The organism is Actinoplanes sp. NPDC051411, assembly GCF_040682075.1.
Lineage (GTDB): Bacteria > Actinomycetota > Actinomycetes > Mycobacteriales > Micromonosporaceae > Actinoplanes.
In genome coordinates this window covers 13,997-38,017 of sequence record NZ_JBFBAD010000094.1, presented here as the reverse complement: position 1 = coordinate 38,017, position 24,021 = coordinate 13,997, and the positions used below count along the sequence as shown (strand labels likewise).

Sequence of the window (24,021 nt, the reverse complement as noted above, 5' to 3'; positions counted from 1 at the left end):
GGCCGGCCGCCCCCCCCCCCGCCGCCCCGCCCGCGCGCCCGACCGGACACGTCGCCGTCGTGCACGACGGCGACGTCAAGAGCCTCATGATGGGTCCGCCGGCCGGTGCCCGTAAGTGGCCGAACGTCAAGACCGTCGAGGCCCTCACCGCGACGACCGCGGCCGCGGACCTCGCTGATCTTCACATCGGCGTCCCGGGCGATCTCGGCGAGGAGGACCTGCTCGAGGTCGGCTTCACGGACGGGTACGTGCGGCGGTGGATCGACAAGCACGACACCTACGTCACCGTCCGGATCTACCGTTTCGACCACGCCGGTGGCGGCGTGGAGTTCGCGAACAACAAGGTCGGCGGGGCCGAGGGCGACGTCTGGGGCAGCGCCCGGAGGAACATCAAGGACGTCCCGAACGCCGCCAGTTTCGTGCAGCCGAAGACCAGGAAAGGGCTCCAGGAGGCGTTGGTGGTCGGCGGCTTCTCCGACATCGCGATCCTGGTAACCACCCCGCAGCGGCCGCCCGCCGCGGCCACCGTCGCCAAGTCCGTGTTCGGCGCCGAGCGTAAGAAGCTCTGACCGATGTCTCACATGCCGCCGACGGGGTGCTCGGGGGTCACGGTCGACACGGTGGTCACGAAGTCCTCCACCAGCGGGTCGGGATGTTCGCTGAGCAGCAGGGACAGCGCGATCAGCAGGGCCGGCTCGCGTAACGGGCGGATCGCCAGGTCGCTGCGGCCCGCGGCGGCCATGGAGGGCGCGATGGCTACGCCGATGCCGCAGGCGACCATGGCGAGTTGGGTGGCGATGATCGTGGCCTGGTGGCGCGCGTCGGGACTGAACCCGGCTCGGCGGCAGGCCGTGACGACCTCGTCGTGGTAGCCGGGTGAGATGTCGCGCGGGATCCAGACCCACGGCTCGGTGGCGAGCTCGGCGAGGTCGAGGGGCTCCCCGGCCCGCGCGGCGTGCGGGTGGTCGAGGGGCAGGGCGGCAACGAAGTGGTCCTGGCGCAGCGGTACGACGCGGTAGCCGGGGCCGCCGGTGGCGCGGCGGACCAGGGCGACGTCGATGGTGCGGTCGTGTACGCCGCGGGCTCCGGCCTCGGTGCCGACTTCGAGCAGCTGTAGCTGTACGTCGGGGCGCAGGCCGCGGTATCGGCGCAGGGCGGTGGGCAGGACGTCGGTGAAGGCGGACGCGACGGCGGCGATGACGAGCCGGCCGGTGAGTCCGTCCCGGGCGTGCTGAACGGCGGTGCGGGCGCGTTCGGCGTCGCGTACGAGCAGGCGGCAGTGGGCCAGCAGCACCTCGCCGGCTTTGGTGAGGGTGACCTGCCGGCTGGTGCGTTGCAGCAGGGCTACGCCGAGTTCGCGTTCCAGGGCCAGGATCGCCTGGGACAGCGGCGGCTGGGACATGCGCAGCCGTTGCGCGGCCCGGCCGAAATGCAGCTCTTCGGCGACGGCGATGAAGTACCGGGCTTGCCGTACCTCCATCGGCCGATCGTAGCAATCAGGTGGCTGTGCCTATCGGTGGCAGAGGTAATCAGACCTTCTGTATATGGGTGGGGACGGATTCACTGGAGGTATGCCCACCCACCTCGCGGCCTTCGTCGCCACCGTCGCGCTGCTGGCCATGCTGCCCGGCGCCAACAATGCCGCGATCACCCGCCAGACCTTGACATCGGGCCGACGCGCCGGCCTGCTCACCGTCACCGGTTCCTCGGCGGGCATCCTCGTCTGGTCCGGCGCCGCGGCCATCGGCCTCTCCGCGGTGCTGCTCACCAAACCCCACGCGTACGCGGCCCTGCGGCTGGCCGGCGCCGTCGTGCTCTGTGCCTTGGGCGCGCAGTCGCTCTGGGCCATCCGTAAGCCGGAGTCCTCGGCCCGTCCGGCCGGGAGCGGGCGCAGTAGCTTCGCCGTCGGTGTGGCGACCAGCCTCGGCAACCCCAAGGCGGGCGTGGTCGCCGTTTCGCTCATCCCGCAGTTCGTCAGCGCCCACGGCCCGGCACTGCTCTCGTCGCTCGCCCTCGGCGCGGTCTGGGCGACCGTGTCCAGCACCTGGTTCTGCCTCTACGTCTGGGCGATCGACAAAGCCCGCGCCCGGGCGAGCAGACCCCGCGTGCAACGCTTCATGCGCGCCGCGACCGGGGTGACCCTGCTCGGGCTCGGCATCGCCGTAGCGGTAACCGGCTGACCCGGCGGCCCACCGCCAGGTTCAAGCGCGAGATCCGCCCGGCCGACCAGGAGCGGCGACGACCGCTCTATCGGGCGCCGGCGACCGTGCGCGGTGCAGGTGGGCGGCGAGCTCGCTGAATCCGTCCAGGGCGACGGCGCTGACGATGGCGTCCTTGCCGTGGAAATGGCTGTACAGCACCGGCTGGCCGTATTCCACCCGGTCTGCCAGTCGACATGTCGTGACGGCCTCCCAGCCTTCGCCGTCCGCGGGATCTGGGCGCCCCGGGGAGCCGCCGGCTTCGGCATCCCCGGCACGCCGACCGGGGACCGCACCTTGCAGGCCTGGCTGGCCGTCAAGGGCGTGCGCGACATCGCCTCCGGGGTGTCGTCTTCATCCTGCTGATCGGCGCGACCCCCCATCTGCTGGGATGGTTCATGTTGGCCGCCGCCGGCACACCCGTCGGCGACGCACTGATCGTCCGGCGCAGCAACGGGCCCAAGCCGGCGGTCTACGGCATCCATGGGGCCACTGCCGCGGTAATGCTCCTGCTGACCGCGTAACCGCCTGCAGCCGCGAGAACCCGAGAAGAGGCATCCAGCCATGCTCACCTTCGAGATCAGCCCGATCGGCGCGGTCCGCAACGACCGCACCGATATCCAGAACACCGACAACTGGGGTGCCGTGCGCAGCACCATCACCATCGACGAGCGCTTCGGCGAGGCGTGCCTGGAGGGCCTGGAGGGCTTCTCCCACGTGGAGGTCCTGTTCATCTTCGACCAGTTCCCGGAACACGGCGACTACCGCGAACCCCGCCCCTCCCGAGGGCGCGCCGACCTGCCACCCGTCGGCATTTTCGCCGGCCGCGCTCCCCGCCGGCCAAACCGCATCGGGGTGACCTGCTGCGCTGTCGAAGCCGTTCACGGCCGCGAGTTGACGGTGGTCGGGCTCGACGCGGTCTCCGGCACGCCCGTCATCGACCTCAAGCCGGTCATGCGGGAATTCCTGCCGGTCAACGTCAGGCAGCCGGAATGGGTCAGCGACCTGATGTCGGACTACTTCCAGCCGTAAGAAAGATCGGCCTCAGCCGGTCGGCACCAGATAGGCGGCCTGGGCTTCGTCGTGGGGACCGGAGGCGGCCGCCGCGGCTCGGCCGCGGCCCAGGGCGTACGCGAGGAAGAGTAACCAGACCGCGGCGCCGATGCCGACCCGGAGTAACGGGGGAAGCGGCGACGGCGTGACGAACGACTCGAGGAAGCCGGCGGCGGCCAGGGCGAAGGCCAGACCGACCGCGACGCGGATGCCGGCGCGAGCCTCGTCGACCGCGGCCTGCCGGCGGGTGCGGGTCAGGCCCGGCGCGATCCACGCCCAGCCGATGCGCAGCCCCACCCCGGCACCGATGAACACGCAAGTCAGCTCCAGCAGGCCGTGGGGTGCGAGGTAGGTCAGCATGGTGCCGGTGTGACCGGCGTCGGCCATCACGCCGCCGATCAGGGCCAGGTTGAACAGGTTTTGGAACAGGATGTAGAACACCGGCAGGATGAGCACGCCGGCGGCGATGCACTTCGCGGTCACCACGGCGTTGTTCGTCCACACCTGCAGGCCGAAGTGCGAGGACTGGTAGGCGCTGTAGTAGTCGACGAACTGGTGGTCGACCAGGGCCTGGACCTCGGCGCGGTCGCTCATCTGGGCCACCGCCGACGGGTGGGCCGCGAAATACCACGCCATGGCCACCGTGATCGCCAGGCTGGCCAGCGCCGTGACGACCCACCAGCGGCGGGCCCGGTAGAGCTCGGCCGGCAGCGTGTCGGTGAAGAAGTGGACGAGCGGCCGCCACCCGAACCGGGAATCTCTGACCAGCGCGGCCCGGGCGGCGATGACGAGGTTGGACAGCTCGATCACGATCGCCGAGCCGGGGGTGCGGCTGCGGATGATCGACAGGTGGGTGGTGGTGCGCTGATAGAGCGTGACCAGCTCGTCGGCCTCGTCGGCGTCGAGGCTCCGGCGCGAGGCCAGGATGCGCAGCCGATGCCATTCGCCGGCGTGCTCGGCCACCAGCGCGTCGAGATCCACTATCCGCCTCCCCTGTTGCCGGAGAGAGTAGCGGGTGGGGTCGCCGGCCGAAGCCCGCCTCGTGTTCACTGTGCGGGTGAACCTGTTGCCCGTCCCGGTCGCTCCGGGCGACGCCCCCGTCGTCACCGGGCTCGTCAGCGCCGAGGCCGTGGAGATCGAGCTGCGCCCGGCCCGTCTGCCGTCGCGGGCCCTCGCCCTGTTCATCGACGGCCTGATCATGATCGCACCGGGCGCGGTCGTGGTCAGCCTGGTCCGCGCGATCCTCATGAGCTTCGACGACGCGCTCGGCGAGGCCGCCCTGACCGTCGGCACCGTGCTGATCTTCGTGGGCTACCCGGTGCTCTGCGAGACCTTCCTGCGCGGCCGCAGCATCGGCAAGAGCGCCCTCGGCCTGCGCGTGGTCCGCGACGACGGCGGGCCGCTGCGGGCCCGGCACGCGTTCACCCGTGCCCTGGTCGGCCTGGCGGTCGAGTTCCCGGGCCTGCTGCTGTTCACCTTCTGCTGGCCGGCCGGCATCATCACCATGCTCGGTTCGGCCCAGGGCCGGCGCCTCGGCGACCTCGCCGCCGGCACGCTGGTGGTGCACGAACGTGACGCGTCGCCCTGGCGGGCCGCCCCGGGGATGCCGCGCGAGCTGGCCGCCTGGGCGTCGACGATCGATCTGAGCGGCGTCGACGACGAGCTGGCCACCGAGATGCGGCAGCTCGTCAGCCGGGTGCGCGAGCTGCGTGAGCCCTATCGCACGCACCTGTTCAGCCAGATCGCGGCCGAGGTCACGGCGAAGATCACCCCACCACCGCCGCCCGCGACCGCGCCGTGGCTGCTGCTGGTCGCGGTGCAGGCCGAGCGGCGCCGGCGGCAGGAGGCCCAGCTCGTGGCCGGCCGCCGGATGACCTACCAGCTGCTGCCAGGCTTCGGCCGCCGATAAACCGGCAACGGCACCGGTTAAGCCGGCCGCCGGCAGCGGACCGAGCCGGCCGCCGGCAGCGGACCGGGCCGGCCGCCGGCAGCCGGAAAGGCCGCCGCCGGCCGGAAGCGCCGATCTCAGCGGTGGTGGCTGTCGGAACGCTTGCGCTGCAGCGTGAACGACTCCAGCGGCACGATGTCGCCGGTCGGGATCGTCACGTTGTAGTAGGTCACGAACATCCGGGTCGTCGCGCCCGGCCCGGTGCCCGGGTCGACCGTGAAGGCGGCGAAGCCGTACGGGTGCTCCTCGTCGCGGAACGCCGACCAGGGCGTCTCCTCGAAGACGTAGGTCGACGGGCGCTTGCCGCCGCCCGCCGGCGGGGCGCCGACCGCGACGATGACCTTGCCCTTGTTGACCGGGAAGAACGACCCGTTGGTGGTGCCGCTGACCCCGCCGCCGCCGAGCACCATGTGGGTGGTGCCCTTCGACGAGTCGACGACCGAGGTGTTGGTCTCGGCCGGGTTCGGGGTCAGGGTCTCGGTGCCGGAGACCACGCCGCGCACCGGGAACGACCGCTCGTAGTCGTGCTCGTGGCCGCACAGCACGAGGTCGACCTCGTACTTGTCGAACAGCGGGCCCCACTGCGAGCGGATGCCGACGTCGGAGCCGTTGGCGTCCGAGGAGCTGATGATCACCTGGTGCATGCAGATGACGATCCAGTCGATGTCGGTCGACTTGCGGGCCGCCGACAGCTGCTTCTCCAGCCACGCCTTCTGCTGACCGGCCGAGTAGCCGCTGACGTACGAGTCGCCGCCGTCCTGCAGGGCCACGTCGTCGTTGTTGAGCGAGATGACCCGCACCGAGCCGGCGGTGAACGCGTACCAGAGGCCCTGGAATTCGGCGTCGGCGCCGTTGCCCGGCACCTTGAAGTACGTCTGGTAGGCGCCGAAGCCGAGCGGCCCGTTGCCCTTCTCGTTCTCGTGGTTGCCGGCCGCCGGCATCCACGCCCGGTAGCGCGCCGAGCGGGTGTTGTTGGCGAAGAAGCCGTTCCAGGTGCGCACCCGGTCGGGGTCCAGGTTGGCGTAGCAGAGGTCGCCGTTGAGCAGGTGGAACAGCGGGTCGACCTGTTCGATGCCGGCCACGATGTCGGCGTTGGCCGGGGTGTTGTTGGCCTGCATGGCCGGCGTGAAGCCGCCCTTGCCGTCGGGCTGCCAGGTGACCTGCGGGACGGCCTGGTCGCCGAAGCTGGTGAAGGTGAACGGGAACCGGCCGCGCGACACGGTCTGGAACGTGCCGGCGTCCGGGCGGCCGCCGTCGTGCAGCGCGGCGTAGGTGTAGTAGGTGCCCGGCCGCAGCCCGGTCAGCGCGGCGTGGTGCACGTAGACGGTCTTGCTCGACAGCGCGTCCACGTAGGTGCGGGTTTCGGCCTGCACGGTCCGGCCGTGGCCGCCTTCGAGCGTGCCGTAGCTGACCCGCGGGTTGCGGACCGAGGTGTGGGTGGTCCAGGAGACGACCATCTGGGTCGTGGGGTCGGTGCCGAAAGTGAGGTGCAGACCCTCGACCGGCGGCGCGCCGAGGCGCTCGGGCTTGCCGATCAGAAGCGGAGAAGACGCGGGCGAGGCTTCGGCGGCGGAGCCGCCCAACAGCGTGGCCCCGGTGGCCGCGGCACCCGAAGCGCCGAGGGCGATCAGCGCGTTGCGGCGGCTGACCCCGGAGGTGACCTTTTCACTCATGGCGGGGACGCTATGAGTACGCCCTGGACTCCCGTGAAACGTCAAAAGTCATCGATCTAGCGCCGCGCTTACGCCGAGGTTGACTTGACCAGCGCCGAAACGGGCAGACCTCGCAAAGAAGCGTCCAGCACCTGGGCGGTGTGGGCGAGCGCGATCTTCCCGCCGGCCGCCGCGCCGATCTGCATGAGACAGCCGGGGTTGGCGGTGACGAGCAGCTCGGCGCCGGTGGCGAGGACGTTCGAGGCTTTCCGGGCGCCGAGCTCGGCGGCCGGGCCGGGGTTGAGCACGTTCCAGATGCCGGCCGACCCGCAGCAGATGGCGGAGTCCGCGACCTCACGAAGTGACAGGCCCGGGATGTCCCGGAGTAGTGATCGCGGCTGCGTCGTCACACCCTGTGCATGCCCGAGGTGGCACGCATCGTGATAGGCGACGGTCACCGGCAGCGGGTGCCGTTTCGCCACCGGGCCGAGTTCGTGGAGCAACTCGGACAGATCGCGAACCTTCGCGGTGAAGGCGGCCGCCCGCGACGCGTAGGCCGGATCGTCGGCCAGCAACACGTCGTATTCCTTGAGCGACGACCCGCATCCGGCCGCGTTGACCACGAAGTAATCCATTCCGGTGCGCTCGAATGTGGCGATCAGGCGACGGGCGAAATTCTGGGCCTCCGCCTTGCGTCCGTTGTGCACGCTCAACGCCCCGCAACACCCCTGCGACGGCGGAATCAACACGTCGCAACCTTCGAGGGCGAGCACGCGTACGGTCGCGGAATTGACCTCCGGGAAGAAGGCGCTCTGCACGCAGCCGGTGAGCATGCCGACCACGGCCCGGCGCTTGCCGCGAGCGGCGACCCGGCGGGGCGGCCGCGGCACGCCGCTCAATTGCGGCGCCAGCGATTCCAGGGTCTTCAGAGTCGGGCCGAGCCGGTCCAGCAGGCCACTGCGGCCGACCAGTTTCTGCAGACCCGAGCGCTGATAGGCGCGCAGCGGCCCGCGCAGCAACCGCAGCCGGCGCGGGTAGGGGAAGAGGGCGAAGATCGCCGCGCGCAGGGCGCGGTCCCGGGGCGTACGGGAATGATTGCGCTCAATCTGAGCGCGAGTGTCCTCGATGAGCCGATCGTATTTGACGCCCGACGGGCAGGCGGTGACGCAGGACATGCAGCCGAGGCACTTGTCGAAATGCTCGACCATCGAATCGCTCAGCGGTTCGCCATTGACGCCACTGTTCATCAGATAGATGCGGCCGCGCGGCGAGTCGGCCTCGGCACCCCACAACACATAGGTCGGGCAGGTCGGCAGGCAGAATCCACAGTGCACACAGTCGGCGATCAGATCGGCCCGCGGCGGGTGGTCGTCATCGAAGGCGGGGCCGGAGGAGACGGGCCCGAGCACATCACGCGGCGCCTCGCCGGTGCCCCAGGTGGCGTCGACCATTAGATTCCTCCCACGAATCGGCCCGGCGCGAACCGGTGCCCGGGATCGAACTGGTCCTTGATCCGCCGCATCAGGGCGAGGCCCGGCGTCGGCCCCCACATGTCGAGGATCTCCACCACCCCCGGTGGTGCGGCCAGGACGACCGCATGCCCTTCCAGACGTACGCAGTGGGCCCGTAACGCCTCGACTCCGGTGATGTCGTCCACCGTCGCGTAGAGCACACCCGTGCCCGCCGAGCCACGGATCGTGGCGCCGCTCGCCAGCAGTTCGGGCACCCGGGAGATCGGCACGCCGAGCTTGAGCCGGATCGGGCCGTCGGGTGGCACCCCCCACCAGTCCGGCGCTTTCTCGGTGACCTCGCCGCCGATTAGTTCCGCCAGCTTGTCCGCCCGCTCGCGGACGCCGGTCGCGGTGCCTTCGAGCAGCACCGCCGTCTCGCCGGTCGCCGAATCGACCTCGATCGCGGCCGGCACCACCTGGGCGGCGAGCACCGGCGCCGCGGTGGTCCGGGAGGAGCGGACGAACAGGGCGGCGGCCGGCTCCGGGTGCAGCCGGAACGCGCACTCGGTGATCAGCCCGAGCGTGCCGTACGACCCGTGGAAGAGCTTGCCGAGGTCGTAGCCGGCGACGTTCTTGACGACCTTGCCGCCCGACTTGGCGATCACGCCGTCCGGCCGCACGATCGTGATGCCGATCAGCAGGTCGCGCGCGGTGCCGTAGAACATCCGCCGGGGGCCGCTGGTGCCGGCCGCGACCGTTCCGCCGATCGTGGCGTGCGGTGGCCCGTCGAGGGCCAGCTGCTGGTCGCCCAGGTCGAGGTCGTCCAGCGGGGTCCCGGCCCGGACGATCGTGATCAGATCGCCGGCGGCGTGCTCGACCAGGCCGGTGATCTTCTTCGTGTCGATGATCAGGTCGAGCTTGCGCGGCGGCGGTCCCCAGTCGAGCTTGGTGCCGTTGCCCCGGACCACCACGGTCAGGTCCTGGCTCGCCTTGATCAACTCGGCCGCCTGCGCCGTCGACCCGGGCGCCGCGACCAGCCGGGCCCGGACCCCGCCGACGACGTCTTCGTCGCCGGCCGGCCGGGTCAGCTCCTCGAGGACACCCATCAGAAGACCTCCACGTCTTTCCACCGGTCGGCGGCCGGGGTTCCGCGGCCCGGCCGCTCCCCGCACAGCCGCGGCGTCGGGAAGATCTTGCCCGGGTTGGCCAGCCGGTCCGGGTCGAAGGCGCACCGCACGAGCTGCATCGTGTCGAGGTCGTCGTCGCCGAACATGCGCGGCATGTACTTCGCCTTGTCCGCCCCGACGCCGTGCTCGCCGGTGATCGACCCGCCGTACTCGATGCAGAGGTCGATGATCGCGCCCGACACGTCCTCGGCCCGCTCGGCCTGGCCCGGCACCGCGTCGTCGAAGAGCACCAGCGGGTGCAGGTTGCCGTCCCCGGCGTGGAACACGTTGGCGACGCGTACGCCGTGGTCCCGCGCCAAATCGCCGATGCGCCGCAGCACCTCGGGCAGCGCGGTCCGCGGGATCACGCCGTCCTGCACGATGTAGTCGGGGCTGATCCGGCCGACCGCCGCGAACGCCGACTTGCGGCCCTTCCAGAACAGCGCCCGTTCGGCGTCGTCGGCCGCGATCCGGATCTCGAACGCCCCGTTGTCGTCGCACAGCCTGGTCACCTGGTCGAACTGGGCCTCGACCTCGGCCGCCGGCCCGTCCAGCTCGACGATCAGCACGGCCCCGGCGCCTTCCGGATAACCGCAGGCGACCGCGGCCTCGGCCGCCTCGATGGCGAGGGCGTCCATCATCTCGATCGCGGCCGGCACCACGCCCGCCCCGATGATCGCCGAGGTCGCGGCCCCGGCCTGGTCGGTGCTCGCGAAGGCGGCCAGCAGCGTGCGCACCGTCTCGGGCAGGCGGGTCAGCCGTACGGTCACCTCGGTGGCGACCCCGAGCGTGCCCTCCGACCCGACGAACGCGCCGATCAGGTCGTACCCCGGTGGGTCCGGCGCCTTGCCGCCGAGCCGGACCACGTCGCCGTCGGGGGTGACGATCTCGAGGCCGGTCACGTGGTTGGTCGTGAAGCCGTACTTCAGGCAGTGCGCGCCGCCCGAGTTCTCGGCCACGTTGCCGCCGATCGAGCAGATCTGCTGGCTGGACGGGTCGGGGGCGTAGTAGTAGCCGTGCGGGGTGGCAGCCTGGGTCACCTGCAGGTTGATCACGCCGGGCTGGACGACCGCGCGCTCGGCGGCCGGGTCGATCTCGAGGATGTCGCGCATCTGGGCGGTCACGATCAGCACGCCGTCGGCGTGGGGGAGGGCCCCGCCGCTCAGGCCGGTGCCCGAGCCGCGGGCCACGAACGGCACCTTGGCCGCCTGGCACTCGCGGACCACGGCCGCCACCTCGGCGGTGGTGTGGGGGAGGGCGACGATGGCCGGGATCACTTTGTAATGGGCGAGGCCGTCACACTCGTACGTCCGCAGTTCCTGACGGTCAGTGATCACTTTTGCCGGGCCGAGCCGCGCTGTGAGCCGCTTCGCAAGATCGTCGAGCATCGCCGGTCGCCTCCCGTCGCCTTCCGTCAACCTATCCGCTACAGCCCGCTGAAGCGACGGTTAGCATGTCGTCGGCCGGCGGCCGGTCTGCAAAGATGGCCCGATGTTCGTGACCGGGAGGGCCGCGCTCGCCGCCGCCAGTGTTCTCGTTCTGGCCGCCGCCGGGCTCGCCGGCTGCTCGTCCAAGGACGATCCGGCGCCCGAGCCGACCGGCGTCATCGACGCGACCACCATGCGGGGCGCGCTGCTGCAGGCCAGTGAGATCGGGCCGACCTGGACCACGCCGGAAGACCCGGTCGACACCACCAAGCTGGTCAGCATCTGCGGCGGCACCAGCACCCCGGCACCCGTTCCGCCCGGCGGCCAGGTCGTCGCGGCCGACTTCGAGGACGCGGGCGACACCGGCGCGCAGACGCTGGAGCAGTCCGCGCTGGTGTTCCCCGACAAGACGGCCGCGGCCGCCGCCCAGGCCCTGCTCAAGGCGGCGGCCGACAGTTGCGCGCCGTCGGTTTCGGTGCCCCAGACCGTCACCTCGGACAAGAGCGAGCCGGCCTACACCGAGACCGTCCGCGTGCAGCCGCTCAACCAGGGCAACTGGGACGGCTTCGTGGTGATCCGGCACAAGCAGTACGAGCCGAAGCACCCGGGCGTCGCCGACACCGCGGTCGCCGTGCTGACTGATCGAAACGTCACACTTGTTGATGCATATGCGATTTATCGCCTCAACAACGCCAGCACCAGCGCGAACTTCGGCTCGGACTGGAGCAAGCTCGTCGGATCGGTCATCCAGCGCGTCGGTTAGTTGCGCGCGGGATAGACACGGCGGCAACCGTTCGCTAATGTTCGCGGTGCGCCGTTGCGAGTTCTTCCCCCGTGGAATTCGCAGCGGCGCCCTTATTTTCCCTACCTTCCGAAGGTCACCGGCAGCCTGGTGAAGCCGCGGATCGTCAGGCTGTCCCGCCGCTCCGGCTCCCCGGCCAGCTCCAGTTTTCCGAAGCGCCGCAGCAGCGCCGGGAAGGCCACCTGGGCCTCCAGCCGGGCCAGCGGCGCACCCAGGCAATAGTGGATCCCCCCGCCGAACGACAGCGGCGCGTTGTCGGCCCGCGCCAGGTCGAGCCGCTCCGGCTCGTTGAACTGCCGCGGATCCCGGTTGCCGGCGCCCAGATAGGCCACGACCCGGTCGCCCGGCTCGATCGCCACCCCGCCGATCGTCGTCGGCTCCCAGGCGACCCGGCTGAGCAGCTGAACCGGTGAGTCGTACCGGATCAGTTCCTCGGCCGCCGCCTCCGGCCAAGCCTGCAGAGCCGGCAGCTGGCCCGGGTTGCTCAGCAACGCGACCAGGCCGTTCGCCAACAGGTTGGTGGTCGTCTCGAACCCGGCCGCGAACAGCAGCGCGGCCATCGTGAGCAGTTCATCGGAGCTCAGCCGGTCGCCCTCGGCCTCGACCGCGACGAGCGCGCTGATCAGGTCGTCCTGCGGCTCCCGGCGGCGACGCTCGATCAGGTCGGTCAGATAGTCACGGACCTGCGCGGCGGCCGGGTCGGCGGTGGCGAGCACCTCGGGCGTGATGACGTCGAGCACCTGGGTCCAGTCGCGGATCAGCGGCTGAAACCGCGCCCGGTCCTCGGCCGGCACCCCCAGCAGCTCACCGATCACGTTGACCGGCACCGGAAAGGCGAACCCCGAGATGAAGTCGCCCTCCTCGGGCAGCTCGTCGAGCAGCTCGCCGACCAGCCGCTCGACGGCCGGCCGCAGCCGCTGCACCCGCCGCGCGGTGAACGACGTGCTGACCAGCCGCCGCAGCCGCGTGTGATCCGGCGGGTTGAGGGTCAGCATGCTGGTGAACAGCAGCCGCAGCGCGGGATGCTCCTCCCAGTCGCCGAGGCCGATGAAATCGAGCATGTGACGCGGCATGTGCCCGAGCTTCGGGTCACGCACCACGGCCGCACAGTCCGCGTGCCGGGTCACCACCAGCGCGCCGTCCTCGGCCCGCACCACCGGGGCGATCTCACGGAGCCGGGCGTACCGCGAATAGGGATCGTCCCGCCCGGTCGTCGTCGTCAGCTCGTCGAGCAGGGTCAGCGCTTCGGCACTCTCTACAATGTCCACCACGCGACCCATTCTCTCCCTCCATCACCTTGTGATCGTCCCCGGCCGGGGACGGCCGAGCGGTACTCAGGTCTGCGGGCCTGGACGCTGAAAGGCTCCGGGGGCTACGGCGCAGGCTTGGCGCGGCATTTGGCCGGCAGCGGCAAACTGGTAGTCGAACTCGACCGGCCACAACGCCCGGCGCGCCGCGGCGGAGCCAAGTCAGATCCGATGGATGCCGAACGCGTCGCCCGGGACGCTCTACCACGCACCCGGCTGGCCAGCCCAAATCCGGGACGCAACGTGCTGCGCTGCAGATGCGGCTAACCGCCCGCCGGGCCGCGGTCAAGGCCGGAGCCGAAGCCCAGCAGCGGTTGCACGCGATGGTTCCTACTGCCCCCGTCGGCGACGTCGAGGTGTTTACCAGCCTGAGCATGCTTCGCGACCTGGCCCGCCGAGTTCGTTTCTCGAAGCCGCCCGTGTCACAGATGTGCCGGCCGCCCGGTCTTTACGGGCATGAGCGATCTCCCCGCGCCCGACGAGGGCATCCTGGTCACGCTGTTCATCACCGTGCGCGACGTGGCCCGCTCGCGCGACTTCTATTCGCGCGTGCTCGGCGGCAGCGTCGCGCTCGACGAGAACCCGTGCATCGTCCGGCTGGCCAACTCGTGGATCATCATGAATCCGGGCGGCGGCCCCACGCCCGACAAGCCGGGTATCACGGTGGTCGACTACGAGCCGGGCGACACCACCTCGATCTTCCTCAACCTGCGGGTGGCCGACATCCGGGCCCGCTACGAGGAGTGGACGTCGCGGGGCGCCGAGTTTCTCACCCCGCCGGTCGACCGCGGCTCCGAGCTCCGCTGCTATCTGCGTGATCCCGACGGCTACCTCATCGAGGTCGGCCAGTCCACCGGGCTGTTGCGCGGCGAACGGGCCACGGTCCGGGACTGATCCGGACGCGGAACGTCCGGAACGGGCCTTAGGCTGCGCGAATGATCGAGGGGGAAACTGCGCCGGCGGTTGTCCCGGCGAACGAGGCGAGCTGGGAGGATCTGCGGGCGGTGTTCGGGCGGGGCGGGGCGGCCAAGTGCGGCTGCCAGCGGATGAAGCTCGGCGACCGCGACTGGTTCGGCATGCCGGTCGACGAGCGGACCCACCGGCTGCGCGACGAGACCGACTGCGGCCATCCCGAGGCCGACGCCACCAGTGGCCTGGTCGCCTATCTGGACGGGGAGCCGGTCGGGTGGGTCGCCGTCGAGCCGCGGAGGAACTACCGGCGGCTCCGGGGCTCGTCGGTGCCGTGGGCCGGGCGGAACGAGGACCCGGATGATCCGGGCGTCTGGTCGGTCGTCTGCTTCGCGGTGCGCGCCGGCTACCGGCGGCAGAAACTCACCTATCCGCTGGTCGAGGCGGCCGCCCGGTATGCCGAGGCCCGGAACGCGACAGCCGTCGAGGGCTATCCGATGGTGCCCCGGCCGGGCCAGAACGTGTCCTGGGGCGAGATGAACGTCGGTTCCCGCAACGCCTTCCTGGCCGCCGGGTTCGTCGAGGTCAGCCGGCCGACGGTGCGCCGGGTCGTGATGCGCCGGAGCGTGAACGCACGGAACTGACCGTCCAAAGGATTGAGCCGGGGAGGGTCGTGGCTTAGTCTCACCGAGGTCTCATCAACCACAGTTTACGGACGCCCTACATCGGGGGATGTGCATGGCCGCGCGGGTGGGCGCGGACCTGCTCATGGGCGACCGGGTCGGTGGGACGGTCGGTGTGGAAAGACGGCGACGGGGAGGAGGGGCGTGGTGGGCGCCTTCTCCATCGCCGAGAAACTCGACCGGCTCTTCCGCCAGGTCCGCCCGGTGTCGCCGCAACGAGACCAGCGGCACGAGGGCGGCCAGGTGGAGCCGAGCTACATGGCGGTCGCCGAGGCGATCCGCGCCACGCAGGGTGTGCCGATCTCCCACACGTACATCTGGCAGCTTCGCACCGGCCGGCGTGACAATCCGACGGTGGCCCATCTGACCGCGCTCGCCGCCTATTTCGGCGTGCCGGTCTCCTACTTCCTCGACGACGAGCAGACCCGCCGGATCGACGCCCAGCTCGACCTGCTGCAGACCATCCGCGACGCCGGGGTCACCCAGATCGCGCTGCGGGCGGCCGATGTGTCGCCGCGCGGCCGCGAGACGATCAGCGAGCTGATCCGGAAGGTCTGGGAATCGGAGCGGCGGCCTCAGTGAGGCCGCGGAAGGCGTCGCTCACCCGGCTCAGCCAGGCGACCTCGTCGGCCATCGCCGGCCCGACCGGCGCCCACGCCTCCGGCTGCTCGGCCGGCGCGACTCCGGCGGCATGCCGTCGCAGCGCCAGCGCGATCCCGCGGGCCTCGGTCACCGCCGGGTCGGCGTCGTCCGGCACGTCCGGGGGCCGGTAGTCGCGCAGGGCCAGCATCCCGTCCCGGATCTCGATCACCCGGCGGTAGAGCCGCAGGTCGACGTCGTCCACCCCGGCGAGTTCGATCACGGCCCGGCGCGGGCTGAACAAAATCACCTCCGGGAAGGCCTCTTTCATCGCCCGCCACAGCGGGCGGAGCTTGAGCAGGCTCCGGTACGCGGCGACGACCGCGCGAGCCCGCCGGGTGGCCGGCACGAGGCTGCCCGCCACGGCGACGAGGATCGCGGCCGCCTGGATCACGTGCGCGACCGGCTCGATGCGTTCGAAGGCGATGGGTGCGCCGAACCCGTGGACGACGATGAGGATCGTCTTGGTCGCCGCGTACAGGGAAATGACCGCCGCGCCGGCGGCGATCGCCCGCAGCCCGAGCCGCGGGAGCCCGGCCGGCGCCGCCCGGCCGACCGTCCAGAAGAGACGGCCGACCGAGACCAGTACCGCACCCAGATAGCTTTCGAGGGCGACCCAGTAGGCGACGGCGGCGGGCGGCAGCGGCCCGGCCAGCACCTCGCCCCGGTTGTCGATCTCGCTGCCCGCGATCGCACCCAGCACACCGAGCGTGACCAGCACGCCCGCGGTGACCACGAGCGGCCAGCGCCTCGACCCGGCTCCGGTGACCAGCGCGATGAACCGCAGCAGGCAGAAGGCCACCGCCACGCCGATCAGGTTGGGCACGATCGCCGCGTGCAGCCGGGCGGCGACCGGCGGAAACGAGGCCGACTTGGCCAGCGCGAGCGCGAAGACGGCGGTCCAGAGCGCGCGCTGCCGCCGGTCCCGCCAGAGGGTGGGCAGCCGGACGGCGGTCGCGACCCACAGCAGGATCATGACGATGAGTGAGAAGACCACGCGTCACTCGGTGAAGCCGAAGGCCTGGGCGACCCGGCCGATGGTGGTGTGCGGCGGCCGGCCCGACCGGCCTCGGATCAGCGAGGCCATCATCTCGGCCTCGCGCTCCTGGACGCTGGTGTAGCCGACCCGCCCCAGGGCGCTGAGGTTCAGCATGCGGCTCACCGCGGCCGGGTCGAGGTCGGGGAAGAGCCGGGCGAGCGAGCCGTCGCCCTCCTGAAGGTGGTGGCCACTGAGGATGTGCGCGAGTTCGTGCAGCACGATGTGTTCGGCGTGCAGCGGCGAGGTGCCGGGGTCGTAGAAGACGTGATCGGCTTCCGGCGTGCCGATCCAGAGGCCGCAGGGCGCGTGCGAGCTCAGCCCGGGGACCGCCTGGCGCAGCAGCCGGCGGCCCCGGCGGGCCTCCACTTCGCGGCAGAAGGCATCGAGATCGAACGGCTGAGGAATACGAACGCCCCGTAGGCGCCGCTCGCATCTCCGCCGCAGACTCTCCATTGCGGCCAGGTTACCGGGTGCGCGGAACTGCGCGAAGAGAGCGCTTCCCGAGCACCGGGCGACGGTGAGTGGTGAAAAACCCCACGGGACAGTTAACTATTTGCTCATTGCCCGCTTAGCCTTACGAATCCCGGGGCAGAGAACCCATCAGCCACGGAATCGAAACCGGAGGTGGGTGGCATGGTCAAGTTCGTCTACGACTTCTCCGAGGGCAACAAGGACCTCAAGGACCTGCTCGGCGGTAAGGGAGCCAACCTCGCCGAGATGACGAATCTCGGCCTGCCGGTGCCCGCCGGCTTCACGATCACCACGGAAGCGTGCCGTACCTTCCTGAAGTCCTCGGCGCTCCCCGACGGTCTCGACGCGGAGATCGCCTCCCATCTCGCGGACCTCGAGCGCGCGATGGGCCGCAAGCTCGGCGACCCGAACGACCCCCTCCTCGTCTCGGTCCGCTCCGGCGCGCCCTTCTCGATGCCCGGCATGATGGAGACCGTCCTCAACGTCGGCCTCAACGACGAGTCGGTCGCCGGGCTGTCCCGCCAGGCCGGCGGCAACGACCGCTTCGCCTGGGACTCCTACCGCCGGCTCATCCAGATGTTCGGCAAGACCGTCTGCGACGTGCCGGGCGACGAGTTCGAGCAGGCGCTGCACGATGCCAAGGAGTCACGGGGCGTCCGGGACGACGTACAGCTGGACGCGGAAGCTCTGCAAGAGCTGGTGACCGCCTACAAGAAGGTGTTCTCCAAGCACACCGGGCACGACTTCCCGCAAGACCCGCGCGAGCAGATGAGCCTCGCGATCGAGGCGGTCTTCCGCTCGTGGAACGCCGACCGGGCCGTGCTCTACCGCCGCCAGGAGCGCATCCCGGCCGACCTCGGCACCGCGGTCAACATCGTGGCGATGGTCTTCGGCAACCTCGGGCCGGACAGCGGCACCGGCGTCGCGTTCACCCGCGACCCGGCCACCGGCGAGAGCGGCATCTACGGCGACTACCTGCAGAACGCCCAGGGCGAGGACGTCGTGGCCGGCATCCGCAACACGCTGTCGCTGCACGATCTCGAAGGTCTCGACAAGAAGTCGTACGACGAACTGCTCCAGATCATGGCCACGCTGGAGGGGCACTACCGCGACCTCTGCGACATCGAGTTCACGATCGAGCGGGGCAAGCTCTGGATGCTGCAGACCCGGGTCGGCAAGCGCACCGCGGCGGCCGCGTTCACGATCGCGGCCCAGCTGGTCGACGAGGGCATGATCGACCTCGACGAGGCGCTGACCCGGGTGACCGGGGCCCAGCTCGGGCAATTGATGTTCCCTCGCTTCGATCTCTCGTCCTCTCCGACCGCGATCACCCGCGGCGTGGGCGCCTCGCCCGGTGCCGCCTACGGCGAGGTCGTCTTCACCGCGGCGGACGCGACTGCGAAGGCCGCGTCCGGACACAACGTGATCTTGGTGCGCCGCGAGACCAACCCCGACGACCTGCCCGGCATGATCGCCGCGCAGGGCATCCTGACCTCGCGCGGCGGCAAGACCTCGCACGCCGCCGTGGTCGCCCGGGGCATGGGCAAGACCTGCGTCTGCGGCGCCGACGAGCTGGAGGTCGGACGCGACCAGTTCACGGTCGGCGGCCAGGTCGTCCACGAGGGCGACGTGATCTCGATCGACGGCACCACCGGCCGGGTCTACCTCGGCGAGGTGCCGGTGCGGCCGTCCGAGGTCGTGCAGTACTTCGAGGGCGACCTCGACCCGGCCCAGGCCAACGACCCGCTGGTCGCGGCCGTGCACCTTCTGATGACCCACGCTGATTCGCGAAGCTCTCTGAAGGTGCGCACCAACGCCGACACGGGTGCCGACGCCGCCCGCGCGCGGCGCTTCGGGGCCCAGGGCATTGGTCTGTGCCGCACCGAGCACATGTTCCTCGGCGACCGGCGCGAGCTCGTCGAACGGCTCATCCTGGCCCACAACGCGACCGAGCGGAAGGAAGCCCTGGACGCACTGCAGCCGCTGCAGCGAACCGACTTCCTGGAGATCTTCCGCGAGATGAACGGCCTGCCGGTCACCGTCCGGCTGATCGACCCGCCGCTGCACGAGTTCCTGCCCTCGCTGGAGGAGCTGGCGGTGCAGGTCGCGGTCGCCCGCGAACGCGGCGAGGAGGTCGAACGCGAGCAGAAGATGCTCACCGCGGTGCGGCGCATGCACGAGTCGAATCCGATGCTCGGCCTGCGCGGCGTACGCCTCGGCCTGGTGATCCCCGGCCTCTTCGCGATGCAGGTGCGGGCCATCGCCGAGGCGGCGGTCGCGCTGGCCGCCGAGGGCGGCCACCCGCGACCTGAGATCATGGTCCCTCTGGTCGGTGCGGTCCAGGAGCTGGAGACCGTACGCGCGGAGGCCGAGAAAATCATCGCCGACGTGGTCCGTGACTCGGGCGTCGAGGTCCTGATCGGCACCATGATCGAGGTGCCGCGCGCGGCCCTGACCGCCGGCCAGATCGCCGAGGCGGCCGAGTTCTTCTCCTTCGGCACCAACGACCTGACCCAGATGGGCTGGGGCTTCTCCCGCGACGACGTCGAGGGCGCGTTCTTCTGGCGCTACCTCGAACTCGGCATCTTCGGCATCTCCCCGTTCGAGTCGATCGACCGGGACGGTGTGGGCCGGCTGGTGCGCATCGCGTCGGAGGAGGGCCGCCAGGCCCGGCCCGGCCTGAAGCTGGGCGTCTGCGGCGAGCACGGCGGCGACCCCGACTCGGTGCACTTCTTCCACGAGGTCGGCCTCGACTACGTCTCCTGCTCGCCGTTCCGGGTGCCGATCGCCCGGCTGGAGGCGGGCCGGGCCGCGGTCGAATCGGCCGGCTCCGACCATCGGTGAGGACATGGCGAACGGCCCCAGGTGCACGCCGCTGCCATCGAACCTGACGACGGTTTCCTGCCGTGTGGAATTCCATACGTCAGCCATGACGTACTCCTCCGGTCGTTCAGCCCAGAACACCAGGACCCGTTCACGCCACAAGCGCTTTCCGCCGGTCTGTCCGGCTTGGGGGCCTGCGCGGTCGCGTCAAGCTGCTGCTTTTTGTCGGGGGGTGGGGCTAGCGTCGCTGAGTGGTACACGTCACTCGGCCAAAGGAGTCTCGATGACAGTCAACGTCAACCCCTACCTGACCTTCAACGGCAACTGCCGCGAGGCGATGGAGTTCTACCGGACCGTTCTCGGCGGCGAGCTGACCGTCAACACGTTCGGCGAGTTCGGCGGCGATCCGTCGGTCGCCGACAAGGTCATGCACGCGATGCTGGTCGGCGGCAAGGGCGCCCTGATGGCCTCCGACACCGCCCCGGGCATGCCCTTCAACCCCGGCAACACGATGACCATCAGCGTGAGTGGCGAGGCCGGCGACGGCCTCGAGGACGTCTGGTCCAAGGTCTCGGACGGCGGCCAGGTCCACGTCCCGTTCGAGAAGCAGATGTGGGGCGATGTGTTCGGCCAGTGCGTCGACAAGTTCGGCGTCCCCTGGATGGTCAACGTCGCCCAGAAGGGCTGACCCCGCCGGCTCAGGATCCGTAGGCGCCGAAGCCCTGCTCCAGCAGGGCGACGGCGCCGGTAACCGAGCGCCTCAGCCGCTCGGCGAACCCGGCCGGGATCTCGCCGGCCAGCACCGCGTCGCGCACCTCGAACACGAGCGCCCGCTGCACCCCGATCAGGGCGTGCGCCACGACGCGGGCGGTCAGCCGCTCCTCGGCGGTGTCGCCGCCGAGGGCCGCGGCGAGCAGTTCGGCGGTGCGGGTCAGCGAGATCTGCTCGCGGGCCCGCAGGGCCGGGCTCTCCGCGACCACCCGGTTGACCGTGCGCAGCCGGTCGAGCGCCTGCCGGTCGCCGCTGTCGAGCTGCTCGACGAGGCCGCCCTGGTCGAGCAGCAGGCGCCGGAAGGCGGCCGCCACGCCCTCGCCAGCCGGCCGGTCGGTCACGCCCCGCACGAGGCGCTCGCCGTATTCGTCGAGCCGGAAGAGGAAGAGGTCCTCCTTGGTGGCGAAGTAATTGAAGACGGTCGCCTCGGACACTTCGGCCGCCCGTGCGATCGCGGCGACGGTGACCTGCCCGAATCCCTGGTCGGCGATGAGCGTCCAGGCGGTGTCGGCGATCTGCCGCCGGGTGCGCTCCCGCTTCTGCTCGCGCAGTCCCACCACACGCCTCCGCTCGGGGCTATTTCTAGAGCCACTCTAAAGTTAGAGTGGCTCTATGGATGATGACAGAGATGCGATGGTCAACAGTCTGCAGGATCGGCTGAACGAGGCTCTGATCGCCGGCGACTGGGACACGCTGAACGACCTCGTCGCCCCGGACGCGCTCGTCACCGGCCCGCGCGGCTACCTGATCGACCGGGACACCTGGGTCGGCGTCCACCGCGAGGAGGCGTACGAGCAGGTCCGCCTGGACGTGGTCGAGTCGGCGGTGCACACCTACGACGCGGCCGGCATCCGGTTCGACGTGGTCGAGTCGGAATGCCTCTACCACGGCGAGGAGATCAAGGGCCGGTTCCGGGTCAGCCAGGTCTGGGTCGACAGCGGCGGGCGCTGGCGCCTCGCCTCGGTGCAGTACACGACGGCGGCCTGAGCCATGGACGTCAGCGTCAGCATCACGGCCTACCCGCCCGGCGACGTGGCGGCCGCCCTGACCGACCTCGGCCACGCCGCCGACGAGCTCGGGCTGCACACCGTCTGGGCCACCGACCACCTCATCCAGGCCGACCCGGCCGCGGTCGGCACCGACCCGATGCTCGAGGCGTACGCGGTGCTCGACTTCCTGGCCGCGACGACCCGCCGGGTGCGGCTCGGGGCCATGGTCAGCCCCGTGACCTTCCGGCCGCCGGCCCTGCTGATCAAGGCGGTGACCAGCCTCGACGTCCTCTCCGGGGGTCGGGCGTGGTTCGGCGTCGGCGCCGGTTACCAGCAGGCCGAGGGGCGCGACATGGGCCTGCCGTTGCCGCCGGCGCAGGAGCGGTTCGAACGGCTCGACGACACGATCCGGCTCGCCGTACGGATGTGGCGGGGCGACACCACGCCGTTCCACGGCCTGCACACCCGGGCCGAACACCCGGTGAGCAGCCCGGGCCCGGCGACGACACCGCATCCGCCGATCCTGATCGGCGGCACCGGGGAGCGCCGGACGCTGCCGCTGGTCGCCGAGCTCGCCGACGCGTGCAACCTGTTCGACATCCCGGACGGCGGCGTGACGATCCGGCACAAACTGGCGGTGCTGCACGACCTGTGCGCGGCGATCGGCCGCGACGACGCCGCCATCGCCAAGACGGTGAGCACCGCACTCGCCGACGGAGAAGCCCCGGACCAGTTCGCCGAACGCTGCGGCCGGCTCCGGTCGTACGGGATCGACCACGTCGTGGTGATCGCGCGCGGATGCCCGCTGACCGTCGCCGACCTCCAGTGCGCAGCCGTCGCCGTCGCCGTATGACGAACTCCGCCGAGGCCGGTGAGCCGGACATGTTGCTCGTGGACAAAGCCTGCGCGCATGATCCGGCCCGGCGGGAACCGCGCATACCTTCGCCGACCTGCTGATGTCGGCCGAGGCCGACGCGGTCTGCGGCGCCGAGTACGGCGAACGCGGCCCTGATCGTTTGAGTTCGGGCAATGGCTACCGGGCTCGGGAGTGGGATACCGGGCCGGCACGGTCGAGCTGGCCCATCCCAAGCTGCGCCAGGGGCTCCTGCTTTCCCGGGCTGGTTGTCGAGGCACCGCCACCGTGCCGAACAAGCCGTCGTCAGTGTCGTGGCGACCAGCCACCTGCTCAGTCTCTCGACCCGTCGGGTGGAGAAACTGGTCGAGCCGCCCCGGCATCTGGACGCCCAGGTCGAAGCGTTCCGCAACCGCCCCCGGGACTGCGGCCCTACACGTTCGTCTGGCTCGACGCCCTGGTCATCAAAGTCCGCGAACACGGCCGCACGCTCAACGTCCACACCCTGGTCGCGGTCGGCGTCAACGCCGACGTCGGCCGCGAGGCCTCGGCCTGCAGATTTCCTCCGACCAGGACGGCGCGGGCCGGCCGGCGTTCCTACGCTCGCTGACGGCCTGCGGGCTGTCCGGAGTCCGCCTCGTCATCTCCGACGCCCACCGCAGCCTCGTCTCGACATGATCGGTGAACGGTTCCCGGACGCCGCCGAACACCTCGACAACGCCCGCGAGGACCTGCGCGCCTCCACCACGTTTCCCCACGCAGGCTCGGCGCCGGAACCGCTCGAACAACCCCGAGGAACGGCTGACCAAAGAGATCCGCCGCCGCACCGAGGGCCGCGATTATCCGCCTGGTCGGTGCGGTCCTCGCGGAACAGACCGACGAATGGGTTGAAGGCCGCCGCTATATGGCAGAGATCGCCGCCTAACACCAACGGATCAGCGCTGGCCGCCTCTGAGACCACGCCGGCGGACGCGGACCCGATGATCTGGGGGACACGGCCGGCTAGCCGGCCGAGAGGTTGATCTCGAAGCTGTAGCGGCTCGCGCGGTAGACGTGGCTTCCGTATTCGAGCGCGCGGCCGGTCGCGTCCCACGCCGTGCGGACCATTGTGAGCAGGGACGAGCCGCGCTTCTCGGCCAGCGTGCGGGCCTCGGTGGCGGTGGCGGAGCGGGCGCCGATGACCTGGGTGGCTATGCGGGGGACGTGGCCGGCCCGGCGGAGCAGTTCGTAGAGGCCGCGTTCGGCCAGGTCTTCGCGGGTCACGTCGAGCACGTCGGTCGGGATCGCGTTGTGCATCAGGGCCAGGGGCTCGTCGCCGGCGTAGCGGAGGCGTTCGATCCAGGTGACCTCGGTGCCGGGGGTGATCTCCAGCGCGGCGGCGATGGTGTCGGAGGCCGGGATGACGCGGAGGTCGAGGACCTCGGTGCGCGGGGCGCGGTCGCCGGCGATGAGGTCGTCGTAGAGGCTGGAGAGCTCGACCGGGCGGCGGACCTTGGGGTGCACGACCTGGGTGCCGACGCCGCGCTTGCGCACCAGCATGCCGCGCTCGACCAGATATTGGATGGCCCGCCGGGTCGTGGGACGGGAGACGCCGAGGCGCTCGGCGAGGTCGACCTCGTTTTCGATGCGGCTGCCGACGCCGATCTCGCCCTTCTCGATCAGCTCTTGCAGGCGGGTCGCGACCTGGTAATACAGCGGGACCGGGCTGGTCCGGTCGACCTCGACCGGCCGCACCGGCGAGCGTGGCGGTGACACCTCAGACGACACGGCGACCTCCCTTCGTTTTTCAGTTTGTCATGACAAAGTATTGACGGGGAAGCCCTCACGTTATTACATCGAA

At 70.7% G+C, this 24,021-nt stretch carries 25 protein-coding genes and 3 pseudogenes; 16 read left to right on the top strand and 12 right to left on the bottom strand.

All coding sequences use genetic code 11. The annotated features are described in order from the left end of the window. On the top strand, nt 1-569 hold a 569-nt coding region (locus AB0M88_RS37670; RefSeq protein WP_364110617.1), incomplete at its 5' end, for a hypothetical protein. 8 nt (nt 570-577) lie between these two features. Here the strand turns inward: AB0M88_RS37670 and AB0M88_RS37665 are convergent. Then, the gene (locus AB0M88_RS37665) at nt 578-1,480 is read right to left on the bottom strand and encodes a LysR substrate-binding domain-containing protein (RefSeq protein ID WP_364110616.1); all 903 of its coding nucleotides are present in this window, start codon (nt 1,478-1,480) and stop codon (nt 578-580) included. Between the two features lie 91 nt (nt 1,481-1,571). On the opposite strand from AB0M88_RS37665, the gene AB0M88_RS37660 reads away from it, so the two are divergent. Next, on the top strand, nt 1,572-2,180 hold the full coding sequence (locus AB0M88_RS37660; protein WP_364110615.1) for a LysE family translocator: 609 nt from the start codon (nt 1,572-1,574) through the stop codon (nt 2,178-2,180). Between the two features lie 84 nt (nt 2,181-2,264). Here the strand turns inward: AB0M88_RS37660 and AB0M88_RS37655 are convergent. Then, a pseudogene (locus AB0M88_RS37655) lies at nt 2,265-2,435 on the bottom strand (TetR/AcrR family transcriptional regulator); the annotation flags it as partial. Here AB0M88_RS37655 and AB0M88_RS37650 point away from each other — a divergent pair. Together AB0M88_RS37650 and AB0M88_RS37645 are read left to right on the top strand one after the other, a co-directional pair. Beyond that, nucleotides 2,364-2,722 (top strand): annotated as a pseudogene (locus AB0M88_RS37650) (DUF4267 domain-containing protein). The pseudogenes AB0M88_RS37655 and AB0M88_RS37650 sit on opposite strands and share 72 nt — an antisense overlap. 40 nt (nt 2,723-2,762) lie before the next feature. Next, nucleotides 2,763-3,230: an SAM-dependent methyltransferase gene (locus tag AB0M88_RS37645; protein ID WP_364110614.1), complete on the top strand. Its 468-nt coding sequence runs from the start codon at nt 2,763-2,765 to the stop codon at nt 3,228-3,230. 12 nt (nt 3,231-3,242) lie between these two features. On the opposite strand, the gene AB0M88_RS37640 is transcribed toward AB0M88_RS37645, so the two are convergent. After that, the gene (locus AB0M88_RS37640; protein ID WP_364110613.1) at nt 3,243-4,232 is read right to left on the bottom strand and encodes a stage II sporulation protein M; all 990 of its coding nucleotides are present in this window, start codon (nt 4,230-4,232) and stop codon (nt 3,243-3,245) included. Nucleotides 4,233-4,308: 76 nt separating this feature from the next. Between AB0M88_RS37640 and AB0M88_RS37635 the strand changes: the two genes are divergently transcribed. Continuing rightward, complete coding sequence (locus AB0M88_RS37635; RefSeq protein WP_364110612.1) at nt 4,309-5,160, top strand: RDD family protein; 852 nt, start codon at nt 4,309-4,311, stop codon at nt 5,158-5,160. Between the two features lie 116 nt (nt 5,161-5,276). Here AB0M88_RS37635 and AB0M88_RS37630 read toward each other — a convergent pair whose 3' ends face one another. The 4 genes from AB0M88_RS37630 to AB0M88_RS37615 all read right to left on the bottom strand — a co-directional run bounded on the left by AB0M88_RS37630 (nt 5,277) and on the right by AB0M88_RS37615 (nt 10,856). Then, a complete protein-coding gene (locus AB0M88_RS37630; RefSeq protein WP_364110611.1) occupies nt 5,277-6,872 on the bottom strand; it encodes a metallophosphoesterase family protein in 1,596 nt (531 codons plus the stop codon). Between the two features lie 68 nt (nt 6,873-6,940). Continuing rightward, the gene (locus AB0M88_RS37625) at nt 6,941-8,302 is read right to left on the bottom strand and encodes a heterodisulfide reductase-related iron-sulfur binding cluster (RefSeq protein WP_364110610.1); all 1,362 of its coding nucleotides are present in this window, start codon (nt 8,300-8,302) and stop codon (nt 6,941-6,943) included. Then, complete coding sequence (locus AB0M88_RS37620) at nt 8,302-9,408, bottom strand: FAD-binding oxidoreductase (protein ID WP_364110609.1); 1,107 nt, start codon at nt 9,406-9,408, stop codon at nt 8,302-8,304. Before AB0M88_RS37620 ends, AB0M88_RS37625 begins: the two co-directional genes overlap by 1 nt. Further along, a complete protein-coding gene (locus tag AB0M88_RS37615; protein ID WP_364110608.1) occupies nt 9,408-10,856 on the bottom strand; it encodes an FAD-linked oxidase C-terminal domain-containing protein in 1,449 nt (482 codons plus the stop codon). The genes AB0M88_RS37620 and AB0M88_RS37615 overlap by 1 nt, the downstream gene beginning before the upstream one ends. A 103-nt stretch (nt 10,857-10,959) precedes the next feature. On the opposite strand from AB0M88_RS37615, the gene AB0M88_RS37610 reads away from it, so the two are divergent. Next, on the top strand, nt 10,960-11,658 hold the full coding sequence (locus AB0M88_RS37610) for a hypothetical protein (protein ID WP_364110607.1): 699 nt from the start codon (nt 10,960-10,962) through the stop codon (nt 11,656-11,658). Between the two features lie 101 nt (nt 11,659-11,759). Here AB0M88_RS37610 and AB0M88_RS37605 read toward each other — a convergent pair whose 3' ends face one another. After that, entirely contained in the window at nt 11,760-12,968 is a 1,209-nt protein-coding gene (locus tag AB0M88_RS37605) for a cytochrome P450 (RefSeq protein ID WP_364110606.1), read from the bottom strand. A 492-nt stretch (nt 12,969-13,460) separates the two neighbouring features. Here AB0M88_RS37605 and AB0M88_RS37600 point away from each other — a divergent pair, with 492 nt between their 5' ends. The 3 genes from AB0M88_RS37600 (at nt 13,461) to AB0M88_RS37590 (ending at nt 15,178) form a co-directional block, all read left to right on the top strand. Beyond that, complete coding sequence (locus AB0M88_RS37600; protein ID WP_364110605.1) at nt 13,461-13,898, top strand: VOC family protein; 438 nt, start codon at nt 13,461-13,463, stop codon at nt 13,896-13,898. Between the two features lie 41 nt (nt 13,899-13,939). After that, complete coding sequence (locus tag AB0M88_RS37595; RefSeq protein ID WP_364110604.1) at nt 13,940-14,557, top strand: GNAT family N-acetyltransferase; 618 nt, start codon at nt 13,940-13,942, stop codon at nt 14,555-14,557. A 186-nt stretch (nt 14,558-14,743) separates the two neighbouring features. Then, nucleotides 14,744-15,178: a helix-turn-helix domain-containing protein gene (locus AB0M88_RS37590; RefSeq protein WP_364110603.1), complete on the top strand. Its 435-nt coding sequence runs from the start codon at nt 14,744-14,746 to the stop codon at nt 15,176-15,178. Here AB0M88_RS37590 and AB0M88_RS37585 read toward each other — a convergent pair. Continuing rightward, nucleotides 15,129-16,232: an MAB_1171c family putative transporter gene (locus AB0M88_RS37585; RefSeq protein ID WP_364110602.1), complete on the bottom strand. Its 1,104-nt coding sequence runs from the start codon at nt 16,230-16,232 to the stop codon at nt 15,129-15,131. The genes AB0M88_RS37590 and AB0M88_RS37585 overlap by 50 nt on opposite strands. Nucleotides 16,233-16,235: 3 nt before the next feature. Next, the gene (locus tag AB0M88_RS37580) at nt 16,236-16,727 is read right to left on the bottom strand and encodes a hypothetical protein (RefSeq protein ID WP_364110601.1); all 492 of its coding nucleotides are present in this window, start codon (nt 16,725-16,727) and stop codon (nt 16,236-16,238) included. 180 nt (nt 16,728-16,907) lie between these two features. Between AB0M88_RS37580 and ppdK the strand changes: the two genes are divergently transcribed. Together ppdK and AB0M88_RS37570 are read left to right on the top strand one after the other, a co-directional pair. Continuing rightward, nucleotides 16,908-19,589: a pyruvate, phosphate dikinase gene (gene ppdK / locus AB0M88_RS37575; RefSeq protein WP_364110600.1), complete on the top strand. Its 2,682-nt coding sequence runs from the start codon at nt 16,908-16,910 to the stop codon at nt 19,587-19,589. A 262-nt stretch (nt 19,590-19,851) separates the two neighbouring features. Then, complete coding sequence (locus AB0M88_RS37570; protein ID WP_364110599.1) at nt 19,852-20,256, top strand: VOC family protein; 405 nt, start codon at nt 19,852-19,854, stop codon at nt 20,254-20,256. A gap of 10 nt (nt 20,257-20,266) precedes the next feature. On the opposite strand, the gene AB0M88_RS37565 is transcribed toward AB0M88_RS37570, so the two are convergent. Then, nucleotides 20,267-20,896 (bottom strand): helix-turn-helix domain-containing protein, encoded by a 630-nt coding sequence (locus AB0M88_RS37565; protein WP_364110598.1) that lies wholly within the window; start codon nt 20,894-20,896, stop codon nt 20,267-20,269. A 55-nt stretch (nt 20,897-20,951) separates the two neighbouring features. Between AB0M88_RS37565 and AB0M88_RS37560 the strand changes: the two genes are divergently transcribed. From AB0M88_RS37560 to AB0M88_RS37540, 5 genes and pseudogenes are all read left to right on the top strand, one after another. Then, nucleotides 20,952-21,326 (top strand): nuclear transport factor 2 family protein, encoded by a 375-nt coding sequence (locus tag AB0M88_RS37560; RefSeq protein WP_364110597.1) that lies wholly within the window; start codon nt 20,952-20,954, stop codon nt 21,324-21,326. Between the two features lie 3 nt (nt 21,327-21,329). Then, a complete protein-coding gene (locus tag AB0M88_RS37555; protein ID WP_364110596.1) occupies nt 21,330-22,181 on the top strand; it encodes an LLM class flavin-dependent oxidoreductase in 852 nt (283 codons plus the stop codon). Between the two features lie 103 nt (nt 22,182-22,284). Beyond that, on the top strand, nt 22,285-22,791 hold the full coding sequence (locus tag AB0M88_RS37550) for a transposase (protein ID WP_364110595.1): 507 nt from the start codon (nt 22,285-22,287) through the stop codon (nt 22,789-22,791). After that, nucleotides 22,734-22,859, top strand: a complete 126-nt coding sequence (locus tag AB0M88_RS37545) for a transposase (RefSeq protein WP_364110618.1) — start codon at nt 22,734-22,736, stop codon at nt 22,857-22,859. Before AB0M88_RS37550 ends, AB0M88_RS37545 begins: the two co-directional genes overlap by 58 nt. Before the next feature lie 102 nt (nt 22,860-22,961). Beyond that, nucleotides 22,962-23,091, top strand: a pseudogene (locus AB0M88_RS37540) (transposase); the annotation flags it as partial. Nucleotides 23,092-23,183: 92 nt separating this feature from the next. Here AB0M88_RS37540 and AB0M88_RS37535 read toward each other — a convergent pair. Continuing rightward, nucleotides 23,184-23,948, bottom strand: a complete 765-nt coding sequence (locus AB0M88_RS37535; RefSeq protein WP_364110594.1) for a GntR family transcriptional regulator — start codon at nt 23,946-23,948, stop codon at nt 23,184-23,186. Nucleotides 23,949-24,021: the final 73 nt, after the last annotated feature.